Source organism: Lentilactobacillus sp. Marseille-Q4993, assembly GCF_951230165.1.
Lineage (GTDB): Bacteria > Bacillota > Bacilli > Lactobacillales > Lactobacillaceae > Lentilactobacillus.
On record NZ_CATNVB010000009.1, the window covers coordinates 1 to 18,338 of the forward strand.

Below are 18,338 nucleotides of genomic sequence, written 5' to 3' on the forward strand. Positions count from 1 at the left end.
GCGTTCGACTTGCATGTATTAGGCACGCCGCCAGCGTTCGTCCTGAGCCAGGATCAAACTCTCATTTTAAAAATGATAAGCTTGTTAGCTCATGATTATTTGTTTTATTGATTATTTCACGAATTGATTTCGCAAATGTTTGTCTCCAACCATAAATGATCGGAGGACCCTACACATTTGTTTATCGAAAATTTTGTTCAGTTTTCAAAGATCTACTCGGCTACCAATCAGCGTCGCAACGCCTTTTGACAACTATTACAATATATCATGTGGAGCATTTCATGTCAACGACTTTTTTGAAATTAATTAACTCGGTTATCCGAATCACATCAACTCATTTAGCTGTCGTTCACTTGCTCGCTAATCAAAACTGCAAGAACTAATATACCGTGATATCAAGACTTTGTCAACAAAAAAAGCAAACCAATTTTGGTTTGCTTCAAATCATCTTATAAATCTACTTAACTCTAGCTAAGAAATAACGCTTCTTACCACGTCTAACAATGACAAACTTACCATCAAATGCAGCTGATGGATCAACCTCCGCATCAGTGTCAGTAACCTTCTCACCATTGATTCTGATGGCTCCATTACTTACATCTTCTCTTGCTTGCCGTCTCGAAGGTTCGATACTAGTAACATCAACAAGCCATTCAACGATGTTTCTCTTTTCGTTAGTAACGTCAACGCTTGGCATGTTCTTAAAACCTTGTTCAATTTCAGAAGCCGATAGATTAGCTACCTCTCCCGAGAAAAGTGCTTTAGTAATGTTTTCAGCTTCTTCAACGGCTTTTTCACCATGAACAAACTTAGTTACTTCTTGGGCAAGCCTTCTTTGAGCTTCACGTTTTTCTGGAGCTGTCTTCACTTTTTCTTCTAAGTCAGCGATTTCTTCCTTATCCAAGAAAGTAAAGTACTTCAAATAACGGACAACATCCCTGTCATCCTGATTGATCCAAAATTGGTAAAACTCATATGGGCTAGTCTTATCAGCATCTAACCATACAGCTCCACCCGCAGTCTTACCAAACTTAGTACCGTCCGACTTCAACATCAAAGGAATCGTAATTCCGTAAGCTTTGGCATCTGCACCTTCCACCTTATGAATAAGATCAGTTCCTGAGGTAATATTTCCCCACTGATCTGCTCCACCTAATTGAACCTGAACATCATTGTTCTGGAATAGATGAAGGAAATCGATTGATTGAAGAATTTGGTATGTAAATTCTGTAAATGAAATTCCTACCTCAAGTCGACTTGCAACGATTTCCTTATTAAGCATTGTATTAACGTTAAAGAGCTTACCGTAGTCTCGTAGAAAGTCGAGTAACGACATTTTTGATAACCAATCATAGTTATTTACGATGGCAAACTTACCATCTTGGCCAAATAGTCGCTTTAATTGGGCAGTCAAGGCTTCTTCATTATGATGAACCTGGTCCATTGTTTGTAATACTCGTTCTGACTTCTTACCACTTGGATCACCAATAGAGCCTGTTCCTCCACCAATAACAATCACTGGCTTATGGCCAGCCAACTGAAATCTCTTCAAAATCATGAATGGAATCAGATGACCAATATGCATACTGTCACCGGTTGGGTCAATTCCAACGTAAATTCCAACTGACTTCTCATTCACCAAATCATTCAACCCATCATGATCAGTTTCCTGATTGATAGCTCCACGCCACTTTAAATCATCTAAAATGTTCATTCTGCAAATTCCTCCTAAAATAAAAAATCCCCGACTAAAAATAGTCAGGGACGAATTTTCCGCGTTACCACCCAAGTTACCAGCAATTGCTGATCTCTCTTCATTGATAACGAAATGACTCGATATATAACGCTCCACAATTGTAATTTCATTCGTAAGTCGCTTACCTCTCACTATCCGATAAGTCTCTGACTTCTCAAACCAACGAACTACTTCGATTGCTTCGTCACTCATTCATAGATACATGAATAAGCTAATCATAATTTAGGAACCCCTCATTGTCAATACAGAAAAAAGCTTACTTAACATACATTTGATAGTAGAGATCAGGTTCAGAACGATAGTTGTTAAACTCGCCATTCGACATCTGTTTAGTATGACTCAAAGACCACCTAGCCAAATCTCGGTCAAATCTTGTAATAGATGTAGAATAATTTCCACCCATTATAGTTGTTTTTTTTTACATTTCACGCATCCACTGGACCGGATACAGGTACAAGTCCTTAGTTCCAAAGGTATGCCCTAATTCATGAATCATCACCGCACGTCTTTTAGAAGAATTGTAGCGATTCATCCACGTTGACTGTAAAGCAATCACCCCGCTATTGACTTCAGTCATCCCCGCAGCATTACCACTAATTCGGTTGGTTTTGGTGATCACTAACCTTGAATCATTCTTAAAATTAGTTTGAACAAACATCCTCTTTCCAAGTGCCCCGTTCCATTTCTTCACTGCAAACTCAATGTCGCTATCCATAGATTTAGCAGAAGAATCGACGTAGTACTTGATTTTACCGTTGTAACTTAAATTCTTACTAACAATCATAGCTTTATCGAACTTCACAAGCATTGCGTTGCCGCTGTGTTCAATCAAGAAGACACCTAACAAACCAACCAAAAACGCAAAAGTGGTCACCATAAGGCGTTTCAGCATCGTAATCACCCCTGTAGAAATTGCATGCCCCGTCTTTATTTGCATAAAATATAACACGACTATTTTTCACAAGTAAAATCTTACGCAAATTTTGGTTACAATTTGTTCTCACAAAATTCAAAAAGCCAGATAATTGCCTTCATATAGGAATACCCCTACAATTAACGTCAAAAGGGGGAATTAACCATGTTAGATATCAAATATAACGACGGTCATTCAGACCACACCATTTCCTACAAATCACCGCAAGACTTTGTTGCCAACCAACAGCTTGAGGTCCCTGACTTAGAAGATTATTATGAAATAAAATCGGCAACAGTTGATGGAAAGACAGTAGACTTGACTGATTCAACCATTTCAGGACTGTACAACCTACTTGAAGAAGAATATCACTAAAAATAGATCCCCGGTCTACCAAACATCTGGTAGCCGGGGATTTTTTTACTCTTCTTTTGATTCAGGAACGATTTCAAATGATGCTTTACCGTTTTGTAAAACGCCATACACTCGTTCCTTCTTACTATCATCCTTATAGCCAAAATCTAACACACTTCGGTCACCTTCGATTTTGACACCGATAAACTGTTGCACCAAGAAGTCCCTAATAACTGGGGCCTCCTGATCAATCTTTTCAGCCTTTTCAACAGCTGCTTGCAAGGTAAATCCGCGACTAAGAAACCTCTGAATATGAAATATTCTTATTAACGTATGCATTGAGTACTGCCGAGACGTTCCCTTCCGCTTTTGCAGAGCACTAATATACTTCTGCTCCTCCCAGTACCTAAGCTGGCGCGATGATACCCCCGTTATCTTTGATACTTGGCCAATCCCAAAAATCAATGCCTCAGTATCGATAAATGGTTTTTTATCAAAATCCACTTTCTAATCACCAGTTTTCCTTTACAAAATATCACGCTTAACAAATTTAACTACATAAATATAAATAAATCGGTTACATTTGTCAAATTAATTGACAATGTTTTTTTAGAGGTCTATTATTCATAAGACTTTGTTTTTTAGAGAAAGGAAGATTTTTTTGAGCGACAACATTCAAATGGATGCGAACGGCAAGCCATATAACCGGATTTTAATGGTAGCAACCATGATTGCCGGTACATTTATTATGATTCTCAGTAGTACGATGTTGGCTACCGCGTTTCCAGCTTTAATGAAGGCATTCGATGTCAATACATCAACCGTTCAATGGTTGACGACCGGTTTTTTACTGGTAAACGGGGTAATGATTCCCATCTCAGCGTGGTTGATCAACAGATTTAGTACCCGTGTTCTTTACATGTCAGCAATGACTATCTTTTTACTTGGAACCACCCTAGCATTTGTGGCCACTAACTTCGCCACTATTTTTATTGGTAGATTGGTTCAAGCAATTGCCGTTGGAATTTCCATGCCACTTTCCCAAACGGTTAACTTATCGATATTCCCACCAGAAAAACGGGGAGCTGTCATGGGAACTCTTGGCTTGGCCATTGGTCTTGCTCCCGCAATTGGCCCCACCCTATCAGGTTTTATCGTTGATAACTATTCTTGGAGAACTTTGTTTGGAATGTTGATTCCGCTAGTTCTTTTGGTAATCATCATTTCATTCTTCACCGTTCGGAAGGTTCTGGAAACTTCAAAACCATCACTTGATTTTTCTTCAGCTATTTTATCTACCATTGGTTTTGGATTACTCCTTTATGGATTCTCTGAAGTCGGTGACAAAGGTTGGGGCGACCCAGTTGTTCTGGTTTCAATTCTTGTAGGCCTCGTCGTAATCGGATTCTTTACGCTTCGTCAATTGAAAATGGACAATCCATTTCTTAATATCCGCGTCTTTGCAAATAAAGATTTCTTTATTTCCGCCATTCTATCAGCTGACGTCAATATTGCAATGATTGGTATCGAAATGGTTTTCCCAATCTACCTTCAAACAATTAGAGGCGAATCTGCATTTGAATCTGGGTTAACATTGCTCCCAGGAGCCTTAATGATGGGGATAATGAGTCCAATTACTGGTCGGATTTTTGACCGAATCGGTGCCAAACGGTTAGCAATGGCCGGATTATCACTGGTAACCATTGGAACAATTCCATTTATCTTTTTAACCACTAGTACTCCAACAATCTTCCTTACTGTTTCATACGCTATTAGAATGGCTGGGGTTGCCATGACGATGATGCCAGTTACTACTGCCGGGATGAATGCTCTTTCGTTCAAGGAAATCAGTCACGGAACTGCAGTTAACAACACCCTTCGCCAGGTAGCTGGTTCAGTTGGTACAGCTGTTCTAATTAGTGTCTTAAGTAACGTTACTTCAAACGAAATGCCTGCTAAGCACGTTCTTCATGAAGCACCTCTGCTCTATAAGGATCAAGCTCAAAACGCTGTCCTTGGTGGCTACAGTGCTGCTTTCGTTGTTGCAACTGGTTTTGCAATCGTTGGTTTAATAGTGACATTCTTCCTTAAAAAGACTCAAACTTTTGGAGGTGAAAAATAATGGCTTTACTACTAACGGTAATCTTCGCCATCCTCTTCATCTCGACTTTTGTCCTAATGAGAGGTAGCGTGCTAAGATACCTTCTCGTTGCTATTTCCCTTGTGGGACTAGTTGGTAACATTGCTCTCATAACCGCCGGCGATACCCACCACTTCGGAATGATCGCCAAAAAGCAAACAACAATTAAGCGAATTGATCCTGCTGTTGCCATTAAACAGGTCGGTCTCAATGTTGCTATCAAAAAGTCGCTTGGTAATGAAGGTGAAAGCGTCGTGGTCTACAAAAACCAAGGGGCCAAAAAGACTTCTCACACCCAAGTAGACTCAAAAACTAGTAATAAGTTTCAAAAATCAAGGGAGAAGAATTCTCAGTTGATGACGGTCACAAATCATTACCAATATAAGAACAACTTCTTTAAAATTATGTACGCTGGTCTTGACTTAACTGGCGACTATAAATCCAGAGTCAATTACTTTGAGCTAACTGATGACTGGGTCGTCTATTCCCCAGCTCAACTAAAGGACTTGAAGGTCAGCATGGCTAAATCACAAAAATCCGCTGGGGCCAAGCTTGCTGTAGCAATCAAACAACAGATGACTGCTGCCATGAAGCAAAACCCCAATATGTCAGCTACCCAGAAAAAGGAACTTGAAGCTAAAATCAAATCAGCAGCTGCTGACAAGGCTAAAGATTCCATTCGCAAGCAACTAATCAAAATGTCGCTTCATTAGACCGAATAGTCTGATATAATATCTGCGAAAGGATGATTTAAATGGGATTTAGCCCAGCTTTAGTATTTGCTGATATCTGTTTAATTATTTCAATTGGGATTGCAGTTCTAATCCAAAAAATTCAGCCCGTAGCAAACGTAAGAATTGGTTTACTGATTCTCGCTGCGATATTCTTAATAATTTCAATTTCGGTTAATGTAGCAAACGCCGTTAAGAAAAGAAAAGATAAACTAAATCATAAGTAAAAAAGCTGGTCACAAATTTGTGACCAGCCTTTTTTTATTCGAATAGCTTTATCAACGCTTGAGTTCCAAGTTTACCGTTACCTTCATCAATCATTTTCTGATATAGATTTCTTGCCACTTCCGTACCTGGCAGTTTCAATCCCATTTCATCAGCTGACTCTAAGGCAATTCGTAAATCTTTAACAAAATGTTCAATCATAAATCCTGGCTCAAAATCTTCCTTGAGAATCTGGGGAGCATAGTTAGCCATACTCCAGTTTTCAGCTGCGCCACCATTTATCGTTGCAATAATTTTATCCAGGTCGATTCCTGCATGCTTTGCGTATTCCAACGATTCAACCATCCCCGTCATCGTGCCAGCAACCATGATTTGATTAGCCATTTTAGCTGACTGCCCAGCACCTGCATTACCAAAGTGGGTTATTGCACTCCCCATTGCGTCAAACAATGATTTCGCTTTAGCAACTGCCTCGTCAGATCCACCAACCATAATCGTGAGGGTCCCATTCTTAGCGCCAACATCACCACCAGAAACAGGGGCATCAATCGGTAAAGCGTTCCTTACCGTGGCAACGGAAGCAATTTTCTGAGCCAGTTTTGGTGAGCTAGTTGTCATGTCAATCAACAATTGTCCAGGCTTAGCATTCGCAACAATTTTACCTTCGCCAAGGTATAACTCTTCCACATCCCTAGGAAATCCGACGATCGTGATGACTGCATCCACTTGAAGCGTCAATTCAGGTACTGATTCAACCCATACCGCTCCGGCATCAATTGCCTGACTCGCGTGAGCTTTAGTTCTGTTATACACCAGCACTTCGTTTCCCGCTTTCAGCAAATTCTTTATCATTCCTGTACCCATAACCCCGGTACCGATAAACCCAACTTTCATTACTTTCCTCCTAAAAACTTCGCCTACTGGATAGCCAATCAGCGTGGTTCAAATACCAATCCACCGTTCTGGATAAACCATCACTAAGTTTGGTTGTTGGCGTAACATTCAACCGAGAAACTACCTTTTGATTACTAATCCGATACTGATAATCATGACCAGGTCGATCAGCTACAAACTCAACTTTACTATTAGTATCAATTTTTTGTTTGACTAGCGTAAGAACTTTATTGACCAACTGTATATTCGTTGGTGACTCAGTTCCAGCAATATTATAAATTTCACCCGACTGACCACTTCTTAACACCGCATCAATTGCCTTACAGTTGTCCATAACCGCAAGCCAGTTACGCTTGTTCGATCCGTCCCCATACACCGGGATTGATTGCCCCCCGATTGCATTTTTAATTATCTTGGGAATTAGCTTTTCTGGATGCTGCCGTGACCCATAGTTATTAGCGGACCTAGTAATTCTAACATCGTATCCATATGTAATGAACAATGACCTAACTAACAAGTCGGCCGCAGCTTTACTGGCCGAGTATGGTGAACTCGGATTAAGGGGATCTTTTTCCAAAAACGCCTGATTAGGGGCTGCACTTCCATATACTTCATCCGTAGAAATTTGGATAAACTTACTAACCCCCGCTTTCATTGCCTGGGTTGCCAAGTTCATCGTCCCGTCAATATTTGTCCTCACAAACGGGGCATCCCGTTTGATTGAATTATCAACGTGCGTTTCTGCCGCAAAATTAACCACAGCTTCCGGTCTACTTTCAGCAAGCAAAGTCGAAAGGTCATCACATATATCCGCCTTAACAAACTGGTACCGTTCCCCATACTCCTGTCTCTGGCTAGCAATAATTTCTTCATTTGCCGCGTAGGTTAGTTTATCAACATTTACAATCTCTACATCCAAATAATTTTTCAGCTCAAAATCAATAAAGTGAGAGCCAATAAACCCGGCTCCGCCCGTCACCATTATTTTCAATCTGCATCATTTCCAATCACTTTATGATTACAGAGATTGCACTTCGTCGCTCTGCACAATCAACTCTGCTCATTTCTATGGTATTAAATGATGCAGTTCCTGTCGAGTTCACCGGAACATTTTGTGTTTCATACATAAATAGTGCGATCCCTAATCCACACACAATTCCAACCAATATTAACCCCTTTACCCAATTCGCAAACATAATATCTCCCAAAATCATTAATCATTTGGATAAATTATATCTTATGATTATCATAAAGGCAATCTTTGCATAATAAAACAACCCGACCAAAAAATCGTCGAGTTGTTTATTAATCTCAATTATTCAGCATCGTATGCTTCTTGGAATAACTTAACCAATTCTTCCTTTGTACCCTTACGAGGGTTTGAAAAGGCGTTCCCATCCTTCAAAGCATTTTCAGCCATCATTTCAAAGTCTTCTGGCTTTGCCCCAATTGCCTTGATACTTCTTGGAATATTAACATCATCAGCTAACTGTCTCATTGCCTTGATTGCTAATTCAGCAGCATCCCTAGTTGATAAACCATCGGTGTTTTCCCCCATGATCTTAGCAAGTTCAGCAAACCGTTCAGGAGCGGCAATGATATTGTATTTTTCAACGATTGGAAGCAACATTGCACAACAAACCCCGTGAGGAGCATCGTACTGACCTCCGAGTTGGTGAGCCATGGCATGCACGTACCCAAGGTCAGCGTTGTTAAATGCCATTCCCCCAAGCATTTCAGCTTCAACCATCTTAGTTCTGGCTTCAACGTTATGGCCGTTTGCAACGGCTTCACGTAAGCTTTCTTCAACAAGTTTGATAGCTTCAATACATTGACCGTCCGTAATTTCATTCCGGTTAGTTGATACGTATGGTTCAATTGCTTGAACAAAAGTATCCATTCCAGTTGCAGCAGTCAAAGATGCAGGAACATCCAACATTAACATTGGGTCATTGAATGATACGAGAGGAACATTCCGCCATGACACAACAACGAACTTAAGCTTTGTTTCTTCATTAGTGATAACGCAGTGACGGGTCAACTCGGATGCCGTTCCAGCAGTCGTGTTTACAGCCATCAATGGTGGTAATGGATTATCAAGAGTCTCAATTCCGGCCAAACTGGTAATATCATCACCGTTTGTCAAAATAATTCCAGTTCCCTTACCAGCATCATGAGCAGAACCACCACCAACAGTGATAATGCTGTCACAGTTATTATCTAAATATACTTGCTTTGCTTCTTCAATATTGCGAACCTTTGGATTTGGTTCAACCCCATCATAGATTGCATATTGAACTCCTGCTTCATCAAGTGATGCAAGGGTTTGAGCAACTGGCCCATTTTCCATTCCCCGTAGAAACTTGTCAGTTACGATCAGTGGCTTGTTCATGTTGAGCATCTTAGCACGATCACCAATCTTCTTGATAACTCCCTTACCGAAAAAGTTAACACTTGGCATCAAAAAATCGAAATTTTCCTTCATTGGAAATTCCTCCCATAAAATATAAACTTTATTTAACGTCATTATAGTACTACCCTATCTATAATTTGTAAACCGTTTCACAATTATTAATGTTATCGTTTTCAAACGTTAAAATCTGCATATGTAAGTAGTAACGCCATACACCAATATGGTAAACATTCCAGGATATGCGACTTTATTAAGTCCATTTGTGAACTTGATATCAGATTTTTCCACTTAAATTACCCTATTGACTATTTCAAATTCAAGATATAAAATAACGACAATTAGAAAATGTTAAATGTTGATGAGAAGAGTAATCACTAGATTCTAATATAGAGAGCTCCGGCGGGTGAAATGGAGATAGATTGACGGTGATGAAAATGAACTCGGAGTTTGGACACGAGTCGCAAGGCAGGTGTCCCGGTTGCTACCGTTAATAAGCCGGGTATTCCAATCGGAGTACTTTTAAGTCTGACCACAGCGGCCAGAGAACCCAGGTGGCACCGTGAACGACCTTCACCCTGAGCAAGCAATTGCTTAGGATGGAGGCCGTTTTTATTTTTAAATAAATTTGGAGGAATCTAATATGACAAACAAAATCGATACTATTTTAGCTCAAGCAGGGAACCGCGATAATAATGATCAAAACAACTCGATTTCAACCCCACTATATTTTGGTTCAAACTTTAGGCACGACAGTTTAGAGGAAGTGGAGACTTCTGACCCAACCAAACGTTACTCATACTCAAGATTAGCAACGCCCACAAGAAGTGTCCTACAAAAGGCACTTGCGGAATTAGAAGGTGGTGTTGATAGTTTTGCGGTCAGTTCTGGAATGGCAGCGATTCAGCTAGTATTCTCACTGTTCAAAAGCGGTGATCACATCATCACTTCGGATGACCTCTATGGTGGTTCATTCAGATACTTTGACTATCTCAGCAGTCACTACGGCATCAAATTCAGCAAATGGGACGGGAAAGACGTTGACGAACTTAAGCACTTGGTCACAAAAGACACCAAAGCTATCTGGTTAGAGACCCCTTCAAACCCAACAATGAAAATCATCGATATCGCAGAAGTATCTAATTTATTGCATTCAATCGATAACTCCATCCTCGTTTGTGTTGATAACACGTTTTTAACCCCCATCTATCAACGACCACTAACCCTTGGAGCTGATATCGTTGTTCACAGCGCCACAAAATATCTTTCCGGCCATAACGACCTGCTTGGTGGCGTTGTTGTCGCAAAGGATAAGGCAGTTGATGATGACTTACTATTCAACTTCAATACTACTGGTGTTACCCTCGATCCATTTGATTCGTGGCTTCTTCTTAGAAGTCTCAAGACCTTGTCAGTCCGGATGGAACGTCACACTAAAAACGCCCGCTATTTATGTGCGTGTTTGAAGAAATTCGACAGTGTTCAAAAAGTATTGTATCCAGGAGTTGGTGGGATGATCAGCTTCTATGTAAACGACGATAAGGTTGCCCAATTGCTAGATAATCTCAAAGTTATTTCATTTGCGGAAAGCTTAGGTGGAATTGAAAGTCTCGTCACCCTTCCAGCCAAACAGACTCATAGCGACATGACCAAAGAGGCTCGATTAAAACTCGGAATCACTGATAACCTAATTAGATTATCAGTCGGGCTTGAAGATCCCCGTGACCTGGTTGAAGACATTCGCCAGGCATTAGGTGATGCCCCAATTAAATTAGAAGAAAGCGAAAAGCAAACATCAACTATTAACTGATGTCAAAATTAAATTTGAATACAAAAAAGCCAGCGATTATATTTCGCTGGCTTCTTTCTTAAACGCATCAACTAGTTGAGTTCGTCCTTAACAGCTGATGCCTTAAGATAATTTCCATTATTCAAAAAGCATCACCTCCTTTTTTGATTACGATTAAGATAACGCCTTTTGATTTAAAATGCAAGGGATTTGTTACCCCAATGCATTGTACGTTAGTTTATGCTTGTATTTATTGGTCGTAAAGACTTGATACGACCCAACTCCGTATGACCGGACAAGGGTCTTTTTATACTTACCTTTAATCAACGTCTTTGTAGCCTTAAATTGACCCAGACTTTTTTTAGTACTACTTGACTTATTCAAGAGATACCATGAACCCCACTTGGAAACAGCCAACTTACGGTAACCCTTGTAACTTGGTTTGTACTTTTTATCATTAAACGTAACTGTGTGCGTGGTAATTTTAATTTTATCAAACTTGTTATTACCGGCATACCGGTACCATGTACCACGAATCGCTTTGGGAGTGGTGGTCTTACTGCTTGCAGCATGTGCAGAAACATTGCCCAGTGATCCAAAGAATCCGAGGGTCAACATCGCGACCCCAATTGCTTTTAGTATTTGCTTCATAATAATCACTCCTTGCAAGAAGTGTATCATCGCAACCTGTAACATACCATTTCCAAAAGCATACAATTAGTTTACATAATTAAGACAGTAGTTACACCCCCTAAACCATTCTAGTGATTAATCAGTTGCATAACAACTACAATAACTGCCCCCATAAAATTCATAAAATCAAACAAAAAGTGAGTCATGATACTTTGCCAGATGTTTTTTGAAAAATAGTAAACCAGTCCAAAAAAGGCGCCAACAAACATGTATGGAATCATTTGAACAATGACCCCATTAAAGTTATTCCAGTGAACTAACCCAAACGCAATCGACTGAACGAAAAACATTATTATCATCGCCCATGAACGACCCTTAAATTGGTAGAAGAGCACATGGCGAAAAATAATTTCTTCAGTAAATGGAGCCATTAAAGATGTCAAACTACCAAATAGCATCATCAAACTACTGTTGATTGAAAGTAGTTCAAGAGATCCACCACCGGCAACCAATCCTAATTTGTTAATTCCGACCCTAACATAATTTAAAATCAGCATAATTACAATAACACCAACTATTGCTAATAGCCCATTCCTAATCCAATGTCTGCGCCAAACTTTCCAATCCTTTGCCAATACATCACGGTAGAGATAAATGGCAAGTAAAAATCCAGCTGTAAAAATTAGGACGGTCATGACCTGACGACCAACCATGCTCTTAACTATGTTTTCCGCTAAAAAATTACTAAGAAACAACTCCATGAATGGAATTAAAACCGCAATTATCGTTTTTCCCCAGTTAATTGTGGTCTTTTTTGTATAAAACTGCATGCGGACCTCCTGCAAATTAAATTCCTTATCGACAAGAATACCATACAGGTAAGTACTATGGGGTGATAAATGGTGTTAATTAACAAAGCTCCACCCCAAATTAATTTGAGGCGGAGCTATCAATAAACATTCAAATATTCATATAAATAGAAAGAAACATCGCTAAAGTACCTGCCATTACGAAAAAGTGCCAAATCAGATGGGCACCAGATAGTTTGGGAATACTGTATATCAATGCTCCAAGGGTAAAAATCACCCCACCCGCTACTAACAGAAAGAAGCCGCTTGGTGACAAGCTGATATAGAGGTCTTTACCAAGTAGTAAACAAAGCCACCCCATGACAACATAAATCGTGGTTTCAATTTTTTGGTGTTTTCCATGTGCGAATATGTGGAATAGAATTCCGATAATGCTTAGCAACCACACTGCACCTAAAAGGAGATAACCTGCTTTGTTATGGATAAACACAATACAGTATGGAGTGTAAGTACCAGCAATCAAAATAAAAATATTAGTGTGATCTAGAATCTGAAATACTCGACCCGCTCTTGTAAACACAAAGCAATGAAATAAAGTCGATGCTAAATACAGAACTAGAACTGCGGCACAGTACACGACGATACTAGCAATCGAAATCGGTCTTAGCCCTTCGTTAACGGCTTTATCAATCAGCATAACACTTAAAAATATCGCCACAATAAAGGACACCCCATGGGTAATTGCGTTGAAAACTTCATATGTAATTGTCTTTGCATTCTTCGGAATCTTATTTAACATACCGATTACCTCCTTTTTATCTACAATAACCACATCCCGTGCAGATGTCAAGATTATCTAGACTCAAAGTCTAGATAAGGTGGAATTAACTTTCAAATTATGGCATACTAATCTTAGACACAATTAAAGGAGTTCCTAATGACAGTTATTTCATCTAACTTACCCCTATTTAAAGAATTACCAACGATTGATTTATACATCGACCAAACCGTCGGATTAGTTAACCAGTATACGGAAAATTTAACGGACCAACCACTTACAAAATCGATGATTAATAGTTACGTTAAAAAGAAGATTATTTCCAAGCCTGTTACAAAAAAATACGATCAAAATCAACTGGCAATGATCATCATTGTTAGTTTGCTAAAACCCTTTCTGAGTTTGACCGCCATTAGCCAATTTTTAAGCACTTCAAGAATTGATTTGTTTTATGACAAACTAGTAACGACCATCAACCAGCAAATTAGCGAGTCAGTTGGCTTTCCTGCTAATGAGGAACTACCAACATTATTGGCAGAACTAGTGGTTACAAGGCGTAAAGTCGATAATTTCATTAAGGAGTAAAATGTCACGCCAGTTTTACAGAGTGTGTCACTAACTACACAATTCAGTTACAGTTCTGCAAAACCATTGAATCCCCCTGTTATTCCGTGCTAAATTGGTCACAGACATTTTTAGGAGGAGTACTGAGAATATGAAATGTAAACAATTATTCAAGGGATTAATTACGATTGCAATGGGTGCCATGGTATTCACATCATTTGGTCCTGCTGCTACCCAGGCCCACGCTGCCAAAGTCAACGTGAGTCATGCATCTGCTGCGGCAGTAATGAACGTAAATAAGAGCAAGGTTGCTTGGTCAAAAAAGGGAAACACGTTACGGCCAATCGCCTCAATTTCTAAATTGATGACGTTATACCTAGTACGTCAAAAGCTTGACGATACTTCAGCAACTTGGAATTCAAAGGTAAATACTAGTTATCATGGTTTAAAAACAATGGGTAAATCTTCTGTCTACGGTGGTTTTAAGTTTAACAAAAACTCATACACTGTCCGTCAGCTATATTTAGCCGCTTTGATTGAATCATCAAATAACGCAGCGATTGCCTTAGGTCAATGGGTTGCTGGTGGATCAACCCCATCTGCAAACAAGAAGTTTATCAAAATGATGAACACTCAAGCAAAGAAATGGAACTTTACCAGAGCTAAGTTCGTTTCCGCTAACGGAATGGAAAACAACGAGCTCGCTAAGTATGGTTACGGGGTTTCAGGTTCATATGCTAACCTAATGTCAGCTAATTACGTTGCTCATATGGCAACTAATTTGATCAATGAATACCCTGATATTACTGAAGACTCAAGTATCAAGAGTATGAAGATTGATGGCCAAACTCTTTACAACTACAACAACTTGTTGCCAGGTAGAAAGTACTACCAAGCATCATTGAATGTTGATGGTTTGAAGACGGGGTACACCACACCTGCTGGTTACTGTTTCGTTGGTACTGCTAAGAAGAGTGGCCACGACAGAATCGTGTCAGTTGTGTTGAACGACGTTAACGAATTTACAGAAACTAGATCTCTTATGAACTACGCTTATAGCAAGGGCTGGGCATAGAGAAGAGAGTGTGAACCCTTTCGGGAGTCACCGAGTACTATTGAAATAAGGGCAGTTACAAGTGATTTTACTTGTAGCTGCCCTTATTCTAATAGCTTAAACATTTAGTTCATCAATTTAATTGAATCACGGATATTACTGACTATTTGCTTAACAGAATCTTGAGAAACTGAATAATCATGTTGGCTTAGCCAGTTAGTAAGCCAAGCAATACTATCTGAATCCTTTTCATTTTTATTAAAAATAAAATGTTGTAAAATCAAACTATTTTCATCCTGGCTTAACCCGACTACCCACTGAAATGGTAGTTTAAAGTCAGGATTGTTCATTTTAATTTCTTCAACGATATCAACCATGACACTGTTAATTTGGAATAAAACTGCTTGTAGTGCGTCCTGGCTTTTTTTGTCTGATAGCTGAATATCCTGCCAATTATTTGGCATATATTGATCCTCCTTGTTATTCGTTATACACCAATGACAATATGAATTAACCATTCGAAGAATATAATCATTTGGCATTTCATAAATATTTTCGTTTAGCCACTTAGAAAGCCAATCTGTATTTTTTTGAATACTATTTTGATAGTTCTCTTTAAAATAATTCACAATTGAATTGTGTTCATTCTCCGTCAAGCCTAAGTTTTCAATATAAAATGAAGGTCGATTGTACCGGGGATTATTTACCCGGATCTCATCAACGAAGCTGTCTAGAGTTAGGTTAATCTGAAAAAACGCTGCTTGCAATTTTTCTTCAGATTGCTTATTAGGAAGTACGATGTCAAGATAACTATAGGGCATTACACACACTCCTCTTGCTTATTCCCCTAAATCAATGTAAAGCTCATGTTTCTTTCCAAGTACATTAAAAAGATTGCGACTTTTAATCATACTATAATTTTTATCTTTAACAGGTCAAGAGTCATTGATGTTACATAGGATATACATAAACCGTGAGTTTTGATTACTTTCTTATCAAACATACAAAAAGTATCTCTACCATTTTCCTATCAAAAAGACGGACTCACAATCGAGTCCGCCTTTTTTATACCTCTTTAATCACAAACAACCGACTTGAAAAATCAGCTGATTCTCTAACTTTTTTATCTGGATCCAAAATCTGGCTCACAAAGTAACCTGCATTCATCAATTCATCCCCGAAATAGGTTTCTTCGTCATCGTTAACCCGATACTCCTTATCTGGGTCCAGTCCCGCAAATTTAATTCTCAAATAATTTGCCTGAGGTTGGTTTAACACCTGATATCTAGCAGCAATCGCTTCACTTTGGTCATCACTTACCACCATCCAGGCAGCCACATTTTTGCTACCTTCAAATGGGTTGCTAAGACGGTAGAATTTCCCAAACTGAAATAGTTTTCTGTATTGTTTATAGAACTTTATCTGTTCTTCAACTTTAGCCCGATCCCGCTTATTTAGTTTGGTAATATCTAACTCGTAGCCAAAATCACCAAAGTAAGCAACATTTGCTCTCGTATCTAAAGAAGTTATTCTCCCAGTCTGGTCGTTAGGGACCGCTGATACATGCGCTCCCATCATTGACTGCGAATAACCATATGAAGTCCCATACTGAATTAGCATCCGTTCGTATGCATCTGTGTCATCACTAGTCCATGCTTGAGGAGCATAGTACATCATTCCAAGATCAAACCGGCCTCCACCGGAAGCACAAGATTCGAACATTACGTCAGGAAAGCTCTGAGTCAACCTGTCGTACAAATCATAAACCCCCAGAATGTAGCGATGTGGCATTTCTGGCTGTTGACCATATGGCAAGGCATAGCTGAACATTTCCGTGATGTACCGGTTCATATCCCATTTTACGTAGTCCAGTTTGGTTTCTTTAATTACAGCACTAATTTTATCGTATAGATAATCAACAACTTCGGAATAGCTCATATCAAGTACGAATTGATTTCGCCCCGGTGTACTTGGCCTCCCTACCGCATTAATCATCCAATTCGAATGCTCTTTATATAATTCACTTTCAATCGAAATCATCTCTGGTTCAAACCAAAGGCCAAATTTAAGCCCCATGTCGTGAATCTGATCAGCAAAGTGCCCCAACCCCTTTGGGAACTTCCGTTTATCGGTAAACCAATCACCTAACGATGTCGTATCATCATCCCGTTTGCCAAACCAACCATCATCAAGAACGAACATTTCAATTCCAAGTTTCTTAGCATCCTTGGCAATCGTCATCAACTTATCTTCATTAAAGTCAAAGTAAGTTGCTTCCCAATTATTAATTAGAATTGGTCGTTCCTGCTTAGCAAACCGCTGGTTAACCAAATGTTTGCTGTAAAATGTCGCTAGGTTCTGGGATAACTGATTGAACCCCTGGTCGGAGTATGCAAGCACCGCTTCAGGAGTTTGAAATGGACTGCTGTGGGTTAATCCCCACCTAAATTCATTTGGGTTAATTCCGATCAGTACCCGGGTCGTTGCAAACTGGTCGACCTCAACTTGATCCAAAAAGTTTCCTGAATAAACTAAATTAAAGCCGATTGCTTCGCCACTGTTTTCATTCGTGTGTGGCCTAGCCAGCATTACAAAGGGATTTTCCTGGTGGCTACTTGCTGTTCGTAGACTACCAACGCTTTGAACGCCTGACCTCAATGGCGTACGTTCCATGTGGCGTTCCCTTGCCCACGCCCCAGAAAAATGCACAAAGTCATAATCATTATCTGGTAGATCAAGCTGAGCACTAAAGGCATGGTTGATTTCCATAAGACTGTTCCCATTATTGATAAACTTAGCACTTCTAACAATTACATCATCATCAGGGAAAACAGCGTATGAAAGATGTATCTCAAGGTTTGCACTGAAATCAACCAGCTTTATTATCAGCGTTTCTGCAGACTCTTTGTCACCAAACGTAGCCGGCATATCTTCAAACCGGAACTTACCTCTAGTTAACTTATAGCCTGCATACCTGAAATCTGAAATTCTATTCCCATCAGGGGAAGTAATTTGAAATGCTGGAAACCTGAAATCCCCACGACCAAAATCGGCATACTCCCGTTTGATATGGTCGGGCTGAAACTCCGGATGCTCCAAATTGTATGCCACCGTTGCATCCCGTCGTTCCATCGTCATCAAATTGGCATAGCTGTCCCGCACATGAATTCGTTTGCCATAATAAACTTGGCCGATATCACCGTTACCCAACACCTGAAATACATAGCTTGAGTTCTTAGTTTGTAAATGAAACACATTGGTATCTTCATTAACGTGCACTGTCATTAT

Annotated in this window: 18 protein-coding genes, 1 rRNA gene and 1 other annotated feature; of the genes, 7 read left to right on the forward strand and 12 right to left on the reverse strand. The window is 39.6% G+C overall.

All coding sequences use genetic code 11. From position 1 onward, the window contains the following. From QOW94_RS05015 to QOW94_RS05025, 3 genes are all read right to left on the reverse strand, one after another. Positions 1 to 69: ribosomal RNA gene (locus QOW94_RS05015) — 16S ribosomal RNA — on the reverse strand; the annotation flags it as partial. A gap of 388 nt (positions 70 to 457) precedes the next feature. After that, positions 458 to 1,714 (reverse strand): tyrosine--tRNA ligase, encoded by a 1,257-nt coding sequence (gene tyrS, locus QOW94_RS05020; RefSeq protein WP_283679220.1) that lies wholly within the window; start codon positions 1,712 to 1,714, stop codon positions 458 to 460. 43 nt (positions 1,715 to 1,757) lie between these two features. Then, positions 1,758 to 1,950: a binding site (T-box leader), on the reverse strand. Between the two features lie 224 nt (positions 1,951 to 2,174). Then, the gene (locus tag QOW94_RS05025; protein ID WP_283679143.1) at positions 2,175 to 2,648 is read right to left on the reverse strand and encodes a M48 family metalloprotease; all 474 of its coding nucleotides are present in this window, start codon (positions 2,646 to 2,648) and stop codon (positions 2,175 to 2,177) included. Positions 2,649 to 2,834: 186 nt separating this feature from the next. Here QOW94_RS05025 and QOW94_RS05030 point away from each other — a divergent pair, with 186 nt between their 5' ends. Next, complete coding sequence (locus QOW94_RS05030) at positions 2,835 to 3,044, forward strand: DUF4649 family protein (protein WP_283679144.1); 210 nt, start codon at positions 2,835 to 2,837, stop codon at positions 3,042 to 3,044. A gap of 45 nt (positions 3,045 to 3,089) precedes the next feature. Here the strand turns inward: QOW94_RS05030 and QOW94_RS05035 are convergent, their stop codons facing one another. Further along, the gene (locus tag QOW94_RS05035) at positions 3,090 to 3,527 is read right to left on the reverse strand and encodes a MerR family transcriptional regulator (RefSeq protein WP_283679145.1); all 438 of its coding nucleotides are present in this window, start codon (positions 3,525 to 3,527) and stop codon (positions 3,090 to 3,092) included. Positions 3,528 to 3,684: 157 nt separating this feature from the next. Here QOW94_RS05035 and QOW94_RS05040 point away from each other — a divergent pair, with 157 nt between their 5' ends. From QOW94_RS05040 to QOW94_RS05050, 3 genes are read left to right on the forward strand one after another with little or no spacing between them, the layout of a single operon-like run. After that, on the forward strand, positions 3,685 to 5,145 hold the full coding sequence (locus QOW94_RS05040; protein ID WP_502867244.1) for an MDR family MFS transporter: 1,461 nt from the start codon (positions 3,685 to 3,687) through the stop codon (positions 5,143 to 5,145). After that, positions 5,145 to 5,876, forward strand: coding sequence for a DUF4811 domain-containing protein (locus QOW94_RS05045; protein WP_283679146.1), 732 nt, complete (start codon positions 5,145 to 5,147; stop codon positions 5,874 to 5,876). Before QOW94_RS05040 ends, QOW94_RS05045 begins: the two co-directional genes overlap by 1 nt. Positions 5,877 to 5,917: 41 nt before the next feature. Continuing rightward, positions 5,918 to 6,121 (forward strand): hypothetical protein, encoded by a 204-nt coding sequence (locus tag QOW94_RS05050; protein ID WP_283679147.1) that lies wholly within the window; start codon positions 5,918 to 5,920, stop codon positions 6,119 to 6,121. Positions 6,122 to 6,155: 34 nt separating this feature from the next. Here QOW94_RS05050 and QOW94_RS05055 read toward each other — a convergent pair whose 3' ends face one another. From QOW94_RS05055 to QOW94_RS05065, 3 genes are all read right to left on the reverse strand, one after another. Next, positions 6,156 to 7,013, reverse strand: coding sequence for an NAD(P)-dependent oxidoreductase (locus tag QOW94_RS05055; RefSeq protein WP_283679148.1), 858 nt, complete (start codon positions 7,011 to 7,013; stop codon positions 6,156 to 6,158). A gap of 10 nt (positions 7,014 to 7,023) precedes the next feature. Beyond that, positions 7,024 to 7,995 (reverse strand): dTDP-glucose 4,6-dehydratase, encoded by a 972-nt coding sequence (gene rfbB / locus QOW94_RS05060; protein ID WP_283679149.1) that lies wholly within the window; start codon positions 7,993 to 7,995, stop codon positions 7,024 to 7,026. A gap of 333 nt (positions 7,996 to 8,328) precedes the next feature. Next, positions 8,329 to 9,498: an iron-containing alcohol dehydrogenase gene (locus QOW94_RS05065; RefSeq protein ID WP_283679150.1), complete on the reverse strand. Its 1,170-nt coding sequence runs from the start codon at positions 9,496 to 9,498 to the stop codon at positions 8,329 to 8,331. Between the two features lie 568 nt (positions 9,499 to 10,066). On the opposite strand from QOW94_RS05065, the gene QOW94_RS05070 reads away from it, so the two are divergent. After that, complete coding sequence (locus QOW94_RS05070) at positions 10,067 to 11,233, forward strand: trans-sulfuration enzyme family protein (RefSeq protein WP_283679152.1); 1,167 nt, start codon at positions 10,067 to 10,069, stop codon at positions 11,231 to 11,233. A 192-nt stretch (positions 11,234 to 11,425) separates the two neighbouring features. On the opposite strand, the gene QOW94_RS05075 is transcribed toward QOW94_RS05070, so the two are convergent. The 3 genes from QOW94_RS05075 to trhA all read right to left on the reverse strand — a co-directional run bounded on the left by QOW94_RS05075 (position 11,426) and on the right by trhA (position 13,453). Then, positions 11,426 to 11,863, reverse strand: a complete 438-nt coding sequence (locus tag QOW94_RS05075) for a hypothetical protein (RefSeq protein WP_283679153.1) — start codon at positions 11,861 to 11,863, stop codon at positions 11,426 to 11,428. A 110-nt stretch (positions 11,864 to 11,973) separates the two neighbouring features. Beyond that, positions 11,974 to 12,675, reverse strand: a complete 702-nt coding sequence (locus tag QOW94_RS05080; protein WP_283679154.1) for a CPBP family intramembrane glutamic endopeptidase — start codon at positions 12,673 to 12,675, stop codon at positions 11,974 to 11,976. 130 nt (positions 12,676 to 12,805) lie between these two features. Beyond that, entirely contained in the window at positions 12,806 to 13,453 is a 648-nt protein-coding gene (gene trhA / locus QOW94_RS05085) for a PAQR family membrane homeostasis protein TrhA (RefSeq protein ID WP_283679155.1), read from the reverse strand. 138 nt (positions 13,454 to 13,591) lie between these two features. Between trhA and QOW94_RS05090 the strand changes: the two genes are divergently transcribed. Both QOW94_RS05090 and QOW94_RS05095 read left to right on the forward strand, forming a co-directional pair. After that, on the forward strand, positions 13,592 to 14,017 hold the full coding sequence (locus tag QOW94_RS05090; protein ID WP_283679156.1) for a DUF1836 domain-containing protein: 426 nt from the start codon (positions 13,592 to 13,594) through the stop codon (positions 14,015 to 14,017). A gap of 130 nt (positions 14,018 to 14,147) precedes the next feature. Continuing rightward, positions 14,148 to 15,071, forward strand: coding sequence for a D-alanyl-D-alanine carboxypeptidase family protein (locus tag QOW94_RS05095; protein WP_283679158.1), 924 nt, complete (start codon positions 14,148 to 14,150; stop codon positions 15,069 to 15,071). A gap of 104 nt (positions 15,072 to 15,175) precedes the next feature. Here QOW94_RS05095 and QOW94_RS05100 read toward each other — a convergent pair whose 3' ends face one another. Further along, positions 15,176 to 15,871 (reverse strand): hypothetical protein, encoded by a 696-nt coding sequence (locus QOW94_RS05100; protein WP_283679159.1) that lies wholly within the window; start codon positions 15,869 to 15,871, stop codon positions 15,176 to 15,178. A 244-nt stretch (positions 15,872 to 16,115) separates the two neighbouring features. After that, positions 16,116 to 18,335, reverse strand: coding sequence for an alpha-galactosidase (locus tag QOW94_RS05105; RefSeq protein WP_283679160.1), 2,220 nt, complete (start codon positions 18,333 to 18,335; stop codon positions 16,116 to 16,118). Positions 18,336 to 18,338: the final 3 nt, after the last annotated feature.